Source organism: Sulfurimonas sp. NWX79 (assembly GCF_039667035.1).
Lineage (GTDB): Bacteria > Campylobacterota > Campylobacteria > Campylobacterales > Sulfurimonadaceae > Sulfurimonas > Sulfurimonas indica.
This window is the reverse complement of record NZ_JALCZL010000036.1, coordinates 1-7,988: the sequence shown is the minus strand read 5'-3', so window position 1 is coordinate 7,988 and position 7,988 is coordinate 1. Positions and strand designations below refer to the sequence as shown.

9 protein-coding genes are annotated in these 7,988 nt (G+C 31.4%); 1 reads left to right on the top strand and 8 read right to left on the bottom strand.

Annotated features, from left to right (window positions below; all coding sequences use genetic code 11):
* Window positions 1-113: 113 nt before the first annotated feature.
* From MNY27_RS10550 to MNY27_RS10520, 7 genes are all read right to left on the bottom strand, one after another.
* Entirely contained in the window at window positions 114-746 is a 633-nt protein-coding gene (locus tag MNY27_RS10550) for a hypothetical protein (RefSeq protein ID WP_346392306.1), read from the bottom strand.
* 105 nt (window positions 747-851) lie between these two features.
* The gene (locus MNY27_RS10545; RefSeq protein WP_346392305.1) at window positions 852-1,808 is read right to left on the bottom strand and encodes an ATP-binding protein; all 957 of its coding nucleotides are present in this window, start codon (window positions 1,806-1,808) and stop codon (window positions 852-854) included.
* On the bottom strand, window positions 1,793-2,779 hold the full coding sequence (locus tag MNY27_RS10540) for a tetratricopeptide repeat protein (RefSeq protein WP_346392304.1): 987 nt from the start codon (window positions 2,777-2,779) through the stop codon (window positions 1,793-1,795). Before MNY27_RS10540 ends, MNY27_RS10545 begins: the two co-directional genes overlap by 16 nt.
* Window positions 2,780-3,433 carry a hypothetical protein gene (locus tag MNY27_RS10535; RefSeq protein ID WP_346392303.1) on the bottom strand — a complete coding sequence of 218 codons (654 nt, stop codon included), beginning with the start codon at window positions 3,431-3,433 and terminating at the stop codon, window positions 2,780-2,782.
* Window positions 3,434-3,451: 18 nt separating this feature from the next.
* Entirely contained in the window at window positions 3,452-4,672 is a 1,221-nt protein-coding gene (locus MNY27_RS10530; protein ID WP_346392302.1) for a hypothetical protein, read from the bottom strand.
* A gap of 1 nt (window position 4,673) precedes the next feature.
* A complete protein-coding gene (locus tag MNY27_RS10525; protein ID WP_346392301.1) occupies window positions 4,674-5,519 on the bottom strand; it encodes an FtsW/RodA/SpoVE family cell cycle protein in 846 nt (281 codons plus the stop codon).
* A complete protein-coding gene (locus MNY27_RS10520; protein ID WP_346392300.1) occupies window positions 5,516-6,568 on the bottom strand; it encodes a penicillin-binding transpeptidase domain-containing protein in 1,053 nt (350 codons plus the stop codon). The genes MNY27_RS10525 and MNY27_RS10520 overlap by 4 nt, the downstream gene beginning before the upstream one ends.
* A 117-nt stretch (window positions 6,569-6,685) precedes the next feature.
* On the opposite strand from MNY27_RS10520, the gene MNY27_RS10515 reads away from it, so the two are divergent.
* Complete coding sequence (locus tag MNY27_RS10515; RefSeq protein ID WP_346392299.1) at window positions 6,686-7,624, top strand: WYL domain-containing transcriptional regulator; 939 nt, start codon at window positions 6,686-6,688, stop codon at window positions 7,622-7,624.
* Here the strand turns inward: MNY27_RS10515 and MNY27_RS10510 are convergent.
* Window positions 7,616-7,861, bottom strand: coding sequence for a hypothetical protein (locus MNY27_RS10510; RefSeq protein ID WP_346392298.1), 246 nt, complete (start codon window positions 7,859-7,861; stop codon window positions 7,616-7,618). The genes MNY27_RS10515 and MNY27_RS10510 overlap by 9 nt on opposite strands.
* Between the last annotated feature and the right edge of the window lie 127 nt (window positions 7,862-7,988).

The following is a 7,988-nucleotide window of genomic DNA, read 5'->3' as shown; positions in this document are numbered from 1 at the left end:
AAAATATGATTACTTTACATCGTGGGTTGAGCAAAAGTTTGAAGCTTAATTTAGTTGATTATTATTTGGTGAATTATAAGTAAAACTAAAAAATTAAGCACCCGTTTTTTTAATTAAGTCGTACCTGTGGCATATACCCTAAGCCAAAGATTACTGCCACCACATTGATAACACGCATTTATAGTTTCTTGGGGCGCTTTTAAGCCTATACATCCACTTGAATTTGGATGTTGACAAAGATATGAAAGACCTGTATTATCATTACCTGCCAATAAATTACACTCCCCTCGCATTGCATAGTAAGAATTTAAATTAAGACCGAAAATCGCAGATTCATCTTTCATACAAGCCTTGTATGCCGTAAAATTATCAATAAGAATAGCACATTTAGTTTGTAAATTTCCTTCTCCACTGGAAGAATTTTGAGATTGTCTTAACATTCTTTCCTGTCTTTTTCTCTCCATTTTCTCTTTATAAGCTCTTTCTTTTGAAGCTATATAACTTTTTGCACTTACTATTTCACTATTACTTACACCAAGTTTACGTGCTTTCTCTAAGTAGTCATATGCAACAGAAAAATTTTCATTTCTTGCACTGTGTTTAGCATCTGATATATATTCTTCGAAATCAGCCTCATCATCCATATCGCTATTTAAAGTGCTCATATCATAATTTTTATTATTGTCATTACAAGCACTCAAACTAACTACAATAAAACTTAATATGAAAAAAAATAATATTTTCATAATGTACATATTATACACGCTCACCTTTTAATTATTAAGTTTAATTTTACCTCCCCCACTTTAAAACAACTTAAAACAGTACCAATTATGAAATATTTATTGGAATTACGACAAAAACCCCATCCGTTTTTTACTCTTAATTCTGTTGCTCAAAAACTCCTTAAGCTCATCATATACTCCACTTGCATTGGCATACTCTACAACATTTTTTGCCATTTCGAACCACTCTAAGGTTGTTGGTTTAGTCTGTTCTATCAACTCTACTAAATCTTCTTGCGTTATGCGTAGCTCTTCACCACTCTCTAAAATCTGCTCGATGATACTCTCTGAGACTCTATCGACTATCCCCTTTATATCTGCTCCGCTGTAAGCTTCTGTCAGCTGTGCCAACTTTTTATAGTCTAATCTATCTATAGGCAACTCTTGCAGATAAAGGGTAAATATCTCTTCTCTTGCTTTTTCATCTGGTGGTGGGATAAAAAAAGTTCTGTCAAACCGCCCTGTTCGCTTAAAAGCACTATCTACATCCCATGGGGCATTGGTAGCTCCTATGATGAGGATGTTTTCATTATCACTCTCTACCCCATCCATCTGAGATAAAAAGGCATTGATGGTGCTTGTGAGTGAACTGTTTCTTAGCAGCTCTCTTTTTCTACCAAGTGCATCTATCTCATCTATGAAAATCACGGCTGGGCGGTTTTCTCGAACTGTATCAAAAAGGGCTTTGATGTTTTTCTCACTCTCTCCTACATACATATCAAGTATATCTTCGATAGTGACATTATAAAATGCAGCCCCACACTCTCCGGCTATTGCTCTTGCAAAGTAGCTTTTTCCACATCCTGGAGCACCGTAGAGGAGTATCCCTCCACCTGCTGATTTTTTAAACTTTTTAAAAAGAGCAGGGTTTTTAAATGGTTGGATTATTTTAATGTTTGCCTCTTTTTTAAGCTTCTCTAAGCCTCCAACATCACTAAAGGTGAGTTTGTATTTCTCACCAATAGGCTCAAATATCTTTACCCCACTCTCACCACCAACGCTGTTTTTTAATTTTTCATCCACTCAATTGCCTCCTCAACTCTATATTTTCCAACTCTCAACAAAGTCATAAATACTTTGAGTATAAAATGAGTAATTGGTGACAGAATAAATATCCCAATTAATTCTGAGAGTTCAAACCCTCCACTGCTTAAATAGTAACTGTTTATGGTTAATATAGCTGCTAAAAATGGGATATTTATTCTCCAATCATACGAGCCTACCATCCCAACTATCACAATAAGTACAATATGCAAAGAGTCGTAATTGGAGTATTTGGGATAGTTGCTTTGTAAGTAATATGTGAGCATTAACACCAACACCATTATAAATGGAACGGTTTTATAATAAAATCGCAAAAATTTCAGATCTTTTTGACTTTGTGTATCAAATGGATCTAAAAAAAGGATGCTTCTTAATAACCGCTCTTTATGTTTTGGGGTAGTTGCAAAAAGCTTTTGTTTTAGATGCAAGGCTTCAATGTTGTGTGGATCGTCTGTTAGTACATTTTGGACTACCTCATTTGCTTGTTTCTTTTTATCAAGCATCATAAGTACAAGTACTAGGGTAAGTTGATACTCACTTATGTTGCTATCTATCTCTAGAGCTTTTTGTATAGCAGAGTGTGCCTCTTTGAAATCGTTTTGCTGCAGTAGTATTCGAGCATAAAGATTTAAAGATTGAGTGTGATTTGGAGAGAATTGTAAAACTTGTTTGACACACTTATTTGCTTTTTTGTATTGTGAGAGATGATACAGAGTTTTTGCTTTTAGATATAAAAAAACAAAAGAGGATGGATACAACTTCAAAGCCTCATCACACCGACTCAGTGCTTTTTTATCTTGAGAGAGATTCATATGTGAGAGGATAATATACTCATAGAGTCTCTCTTTATCTGCATCTGATGAATAGAGATGCTCATAAGCAAGTTCTAAAACATCACTGTATCGCTCAAGTTCAAAAAGGGTTTCTATCTTGTTTTCTATTTTCTCCACTTAGGGCATCATCTCCCCGTTAATTGAGTTTATACCAAAAAGAGTTTTTTCGTTTGTGAGTTGTGTTGTATCTAAAGAGGTAGGGAGTTTTTTAAGCTTTGAGTACTCTGTATTTAAAGTATAGAGCTTTTTGAGTCTGCCCAAACACTCAGGTAAAACCTCCACTTCACTGCCAAATATACTTAAAATCTCTAAATTTTCGCACTCGCATAGTTCATCTGGTAAAGTTTTTAACTTAGAGGTGTAGAGGTTTAGATATTTGAGTTTTTTAAGCTTACCTATCTCTTTTGGCAACTCTGTTATATCTGTTCGACCAAAGGTGAGATACTCTAAATCTTGAAGTTCAAACACCCACAATGGAGCCTCTTTTAAGGGCATGTCTTTAAAAATAAGTGTTTTTAAATTCTTTAGCTTGGTAATAGTATCTGGAACCTCTCTAATATTGTTTTTATCAAAACTAAGCTCTTTGAGGTTTTGACAATACTCAATCTCCTCTGGCACAAAATCAAGCTCAAAATCCCCACCAATATGAAGCCACTCTATAACTGGTAGATGCTCCAACTTATAGATATTTTCACGGTTATATTTGTTTACCCATTCTAAAAATGGTGTGTAGTCTTTTTGTTTTTTAAATTTGTTGAAAAAACTTAGCATCTCTGATCTTCCTTTTTTTTAAATACCTGTTTCATCTGAATGATAGATTGTAAAATAAGCCTTTATATACTGCTTGTTGCCTTTTTCATAACTTGTCATATAAATATTTGCTGAGACATTTTTATCTTCAAACTCTAATGTTACTCTTTTGCCTGGCATATCTCCAAAAAACTGCTCGGCCTGAGTTTTTAGTTTTTGTGCAAGTTCTTTTGAAATTATTGCTCTTCTATCGCTATCTTGGAATTTTACTATTTTTGGATTAGCTATATAGCCTCCTGAAAAATACAGAGAATATGCTTTAACAAGTTGCATAAAATTGACTTTGTAGTTTTGAAATCCGTAAAGGTCCTTGTTGCTATAGACTCTTTCGTAAGGAAGATCTATACCACTTGGACGATCTAATTCTAAATCTGCATATATTTCATATTTTGGATTTTTAGTATTAAGATAGAGCGTGTCTTTGACTAAAGTAGCAAAAGACTCAAGCTGAAAAAGGTACTGAATACCATGTATACTTAAGTCATTCATGTTTTCACGGTGGATATCTGTTGGATTGTAGCGATTACTCGAAGCAAAAGCTTTTATATGAAAATTTTCTGTGTCGAGAATAACCGAGATAACTTCTTGCGCATTATAGAGTGCTTTTAGCCCATCCACCTCTTTTTCTAAGCTTTTTTGTTTTATAAAATCTATGCTTAAATGAATATCTTCTGCTTGTATAAGAGGATTCTCAGACAAAATCATATCATACTCTTTTTCTAGTCCACTAACTCCATCTAAATATGTAAAATTTGTTGCTTTATCTAATAACTTTTTATTATACCCAAGAACAGGTGTTAAAAAATCACCATAAGGATAGACTCTTCTCTCACCACTTAAAACAAAAGAAAATCCTTTATTTGAAGTGTTATCTAAGACTTTTTGAATTTTACCTACCTGCTCCCGTGTCAATCCATATAAAAGTACTTTATAGGTTTGACTTGAGTCTCGAAAATATCGTTTTAATGCAGATTCTTTATTAATGGATATTTGTTTACTTATTTTATTAAGTAGTGTATGCAATCTCTCTTTTTTATAAGGGGTTCCTAAATATGTAAGCTTATAAACTTTTTGTGTGTAGGCCACTGTTACATTATCATCTGTGATAATATTTGCTCTGAGTATTTTTCCCCGCTCTATTCCATAACTATTGCTCATCAAACTCAAAAAAATAAATATTGCTAAAAAGTTTTTTTGCATCTTAAATCTTCTTTGTATCTTGCATAAGCAGCATTCCTATCATCAGGGATGTACTTAAAATGGCTGAAGTACCATATCCTATGAAGTATAGAGTCGGTGCAAGTGGTGAGAGTCCAAAGGAGTATAAAATATTGACAAACAATACAAATCCAATCAAAAAACTTACACCAATTACAAAATATTTTTGAATTTCAGCACTATACTCTTTTTGTATAAGAATATAAAACAAGCCGACAAAAACCCCCACTGTAACTACTAAACCAAATATACCAATAGTGTCTACAATAGAGAGTAAAAGTGTTTCATGAAGTGCATTTTGTGGTGTTTGAGTAACACTTAAAGTGTTAAGCCAGGTTTTTATTCTCTCTATGCGGTGGGGTGATGTTAGTAAATATATAATTATTCCACCAACAAACACTAAAACACTTACTGCTATCACTTTAAAGTTTTTCTTCTTACTATACACATAGCTTACAAGCCAAATCAACCCAATAAACAAAAATAGCATAGGAGATACCGCAAATCCATCAAAAACTAGATATGTTTTCACTCCTTGGATTGTAGCTACTCCAGAAGGTGGGACTATCTGCATTAATAGCATGAAGAGAGCTGAAATGATTAATGTAATAGCACCTACTTTATTAAACCAATCCTTATAGTTTAACTTGCTAAGTCCAAATATAATAATAACACCAATAGCAAGGGATATAAGTTGTTTATAAAAAAAGATATAGCTGTTATCATAACCATACAATTTACTTAACTCTGGCGAATAAACAAAAGCGATACAGGCACTTAAACTAAAAAGCAGTAGTGTGATTGTCCAAATTTTATTTAGGAATCTCAATTTTCAACCTTTATATAGTGGTGTTTTTGCAAATAGTTATATATTTTATACATTATATATTTTGTGGTTATTTTATCTGAATTTTCTAAAAATACTATAACGATATATTGTGGATTTTCATATGGAGCATATGATGTTACCCATGCAGTGCGATTGTGTTTTGTAATCATTCCAGCAATATGAAATTTATTATTTATTTCATTTACTAACTCTTTTGGATAGTTAAATCTACTGTATAATTTTTTTTGAAGAAGTTTTAATTTCTGTAGCTCTTGTTCATTTAATACATTTTTTACTTCTTTCCTTTTTTGTATAAAATGAGGTGTAGGCAACTTAGCAGTAGCAAGTAGAGCTGTAAAATTTGCTATTTGCATTGGTGTTACCAATATATTTTTATTTTTTGATTTATCTGAGGGAATAAAACCGTGAAATTCATTTGGCATATCTACACCTGTTCTACCTCCAAACCCATATTTTTGAATTATTGTATGGTTATTATTTGAAAGTCTATAAGCAGGCTCTAGCAACTCACCAACATCATACAAATTATGTACTAATTTATTTACAAATGGTTTATTTGGAGAATTTAATAATGCTATATAATGGCTTCTAATTGTCCCATTAATAAAGATATTTAGATCATATTGAGGAAAACTTCCAGCAGAGAGAATAGCACCATCTATATCCATTACTATAAAACCACCAGATTTGTTTTCAAAAAGTTTTGACATCTGTTGTGTTAGATTTATGTCAAGAGTTAACTTTAAAGGTAAAGAGGTATGAGATAAATCTACATCATAATACTTTTCTAATCCTTTCACCCCTACTTTAGTTCCATTACTCTTTTTCACATAACCTAGTATATGACAAGCGGATTTTTTATATGGATAAAATCTTTTCTGATTTTCATTTGTACTTGCTAAAAGAGTGCCATTTTTATCTATCAAACTGTTTCTAACAGATTTAACTGCAATTCGATTGTCAATTCTATCTATAATAGAACATGCAGTAAACCATAATAACCCAATAATTATTATAAATATTTTCATTATGAGATTCATTAAATATTAATCCCCTGTGGTTTATTCTCTTCCAATTTTTACAAGTATAACATTCAAAAACGAAAGGGTTAGTTCGTTTTAAAAAATAATATGCTAAAATTTTTTATGCAAAAAAAAGATTATGACAAAACCCTAACACGACTGATGGGGATATTAACCTCTTTATCAGAAAATAAGCTCCCTAAAACAAAAGATCTGGCTGATGAGTTCAATGTTACTGTTCGTACTATTCAAAAAGATATTTATCAAAGGCTTATCAATTTTCCTATTGAAAAAAACGGTGAAGGTAGATTTAAATTTATAGAAGGTTTTTCATTAAATAAATCTTCATTAACACTTCATGAAATGATACTAGTTTCATTATCACTATCTCAATTCAACCATGTAAATAATCTCGATAAAATTAGTAACAATATCCTAAAAAAATTACTCTATCCTAATTTTATTAATCCCTATTATATAAAACAAGAAGAACTTGAAAATTTAAATATTGATTCAAAAATCATTAAAACTATTGAAAAAGCAATTCAACAACAATATATTATTACTGTAATTTTTGAAAATTTAACAGTAGCGGTTGAACCTTATAAAATAGCCAATTTCGATGGTTTTTGGTATCTTTTTGCAAAAGAACTAGAATCTAATAAAATTAAAACTTTTATGATTTCAAAAATATATGATGTATTAACAACAGATATTATTTACAAAACACCCCGTGCACAAATTAATCAAACATTAGAACACACTCACTCTGCATGGTTTGAGGATGGCAAAAATTATGAGGTAGTTATAAAAGTTTATCCAGAAATAGCTCATTATTTCAAAAAGAAAAACTTTCTCCAATCACAAAAAACAATTAAAGAATTTAAAGATGGATCATTATATATCTCGTTTGAAGTAACCCATGATGAGGATATTGACAATATAATCAAAGCTTGGTTACCTCATATTGAAGTGATCAAACCTGAATATTTTAAGAAAAAAATTATTCAAGAACTTGAACAATATCTTCAAAAAATAAAACTATCAGTTACTTTATACTAAGTATCCAACAATACCAAATACACCTACTATAAAACATATTACTGATATAAAATAAAAAATATTATTAATTAATCCATCTAATGCAGAATATACTCCTAAATCTTTTTCTTTTTTAGCTTCTATCTGACTTAAAATACCAAAACCATAGCCCACTACCCCGATTAATATCAAATAGTTTCTTAATGATGTTAAAACAAGATTGCCACCAGATTTATATGGTACATATTGGTTTCCCAATATTATTGTAGATACGCATCAACTTGGCCACCCGTACGCATTAACACTTGGCCACTTGAGTGCTAAAAAATATTCTTACGACATTGTAGCATAGGGTGGCCAAATAAATTACTGATTTGCAAGTAAT